At 66.2% G+C, this 2,120-nt stretch carries 2 protein-coding genes; one reads left to right on the top strand and one right to left on the bottom strand.

All coding sequences use genetic code 11. The annotated features are described in order from the left end of the window. The first annotated feature begins 538 nt into the window (after positions 1 to 538). Entirely contained in the window at positions 539 to 1,366 is an 828-nt protein-coding gene (locus tag A5709_RS04780; RefSeq protein WP_068118346.1) for a DUF4383 domain-containing protein, read from the top strand. A 98-nt stretch (positions 1,367 to 1,464) separates the two neighbouring features. Here A5709_RS04780 and A5709_RS04775 read toward each other — a convergent pair. Further along, positions 1,465 to 2,120, bottom strand: a 656-nt coding sequence (locus tag A5709_RS04775; RefSeq protein ID WP_156767964.1) for a DUF732 domain-containing protein, incomplete at its 5' end; no start/stop codon positions are given.

The raw sequence follows: 2,120 nt of genomic DNA, 5'->3' as shown, positions 1-2,120 counted from the left end.
GGGTCGGGGCGTCACTGCCCGCGACGGAGAACGCGCATGGAACCGACGTTGCCACCTACACCGGGTCGCGGGGCGGCGCTGCTGGTTGGGCCGCCTGGGCGAGAACCACGCAGGTATCGGATGGTGCGTCGTAGACGGTGCCTTCGCCGCATTCAGCGGCCCTACTCACAGCCGGCGATAGAGACGTCATGGCGACCGCCAGCGCGAATAAGGCTGGGCCGATGACCGCCAAGCGGTTAGCTAACCTGAGCATCACATGTCTCCGTGCAGGGAGATCGTAGCGCTGACCCCATTGCTAGGGAAGGGGCCGAAGTACCCCTTCGGCCGTTCCGCCTTACATGAGCGCATCCGTCGTCCCCGGTGATCGAGTCGCCGGGTTCGAAGAAGCTGTTCGACCAGCCGGCGCAACGACTCTGGCGTAATGCCGGCCGTAGTGGGTAGCCGATGACGTAGGACGTGTTGTTCAGGTGGAGGTCGCGCGATGCCGGTTACGGCGGGGCCCGTTCCCGGGATGACTTCGGATTTGCACAGGGTCCGGATGGACCCGGGGCGCTTCCGCAGCGGGCGTTGGTTGCTGCTCGGCGAGGGAGTGCTGGTGACGGCGTTCGGCATTGCCGGGCTGATTTCGGCTGCCCTGCATCCGCACGCGGTGCCCACCGGCACCCCAGTTCTCGGGCTGGCATTGACTCCGGCGCAGAGCGCGATTCTGCTGACGCTTGGGGTACTGGCCATCGCGGCTGTCGGCAATCGCCGAGCGGCGGTGACTGTCACGGCGCTGAGTGCGGTGGCCTACCTGCTCTTGTTGTTCTTCAGCAGCGTGGCCACCGCGCGCACGGTACCGACACCCCTGGGATTTCACGCCGCTGACATCGTCCTGCACGGTTTACTCGGGGTGGTCAACTTCGCCCTGCTGATGTGGCTGATTCCCGACGAGTTGGGAGACGAGGCTTGGGTGCGGCGACGGGGACGCGACCGCGAGCCGAAGGCCGCTGCCTCCGATGCTGCCTTTCCGGACGTGGCTTCGGCGACGGAGGCAGGACCACCGCCCTTGGCGGCAGTGGCGCGCGCGCACGAAGTCGGAGCCTACGAAAGCCCGTCGCAACGTCCAGTCGTGCCTCGACAGGCAAGCCAGCCGGGGTCGACCATCCCGCCCGTCAGTGTTCCGGGTGCAGGCCGCACCCTTGTTGAACAACCGAGGAGCCAACGAACGAACGAGCCCTCGGCCCACAACCTCGAGAGCTCAACACAGCCGAACCGCATCGTCGCTCGTGCGAACGATGCACTGCGATCAGGTGGTGTCGTTCCCGTGGCCTTGGCAATTCTGGCCGCTGTCGTCGGCATCGCCATCTGGATACGACGCCGCTGAACAGCCAAACCCTCCGTAATTCCCCTTAACGGTCCTCGTTCACCGCCGACGATCCGCGCGGAGCCGCAGTCAAGACGTCCCCGACGCCGCTATGGCGGCTACGGCGGGCCTGGGATGCGGTCCAGACCTCCCTGGATACCTTGCAAATCCCCTTCAATGCCTTGCAGCTTCCCCTCGATGGCCTGCAGATCGGAGAGCGCATTCTGGTAGGCCGGCGACAAGTCGGCCGCTGAGGCGGGTTGCGACTGGGGGCAGTAAGCGACGATGGCGCCCGCGGTGACTTCGGCGCTTTGATTGGCGTCCCAAATCGACGATCGCCGAACGAATTCGACCGCATCCGCGAAATTGGGTTGGTGCGCCAGGAAGTCGCAGACCGCGTGACCTTGGGTCATCACGTATTCGTGGCTCGGGACTGGTACCCCTTCGTGCTTCAACGCGGCGATGAACGCCGCGTCGGCGATCTCGGTTCGCGGAGTGGGCGCTTGCGGCACAACGGGTTTGGGCGCGGGCGAAGCCGATGGCGGTGCTTCCGACGGCTGGGCCGATGAATCCTCGCGGTGGACCGAAAACATCATCACCACCGCGGCGACGACGGCCACCAGAGATAACGGCAACGCCGCGAGCAGGCCCAAGTGCCGCGGCACGCCCTTACGCCGGCGAAGCGTGGTGCCGATTTGGCCGCCCCGCGACCCGGTGTAGGTGGCAACGTCGGTTCCATGCGCTTTCGCCGCCGCGGGGAGAGACGCCCCGACAC

Origin of the sequence: Mycobacterium sp. E1386, assembly GCF_001672745.1 — a bacterium.
In the GTDB taxonomy this organism is placed as follows: domain Bacteria; phylum Actinomycetota; class Actinomycetes; order Mycobacteriales; family Mycobacteriaceae; genus Mycobacterium.
Note: the sequence above shows the minus strand (reverse complement) of the source record. Positions and strands in the feature narration are given on the sequence as shown.

Coding starts and splice junctions, on each gene's coding strand:
- A5709_RS04780 (WP_068118346.1), top strand. CDS start 539: ATGGACCCGGGGCGCTTCCGCAGCGGGCGTTGGTTGCTGCTCGGCGAG.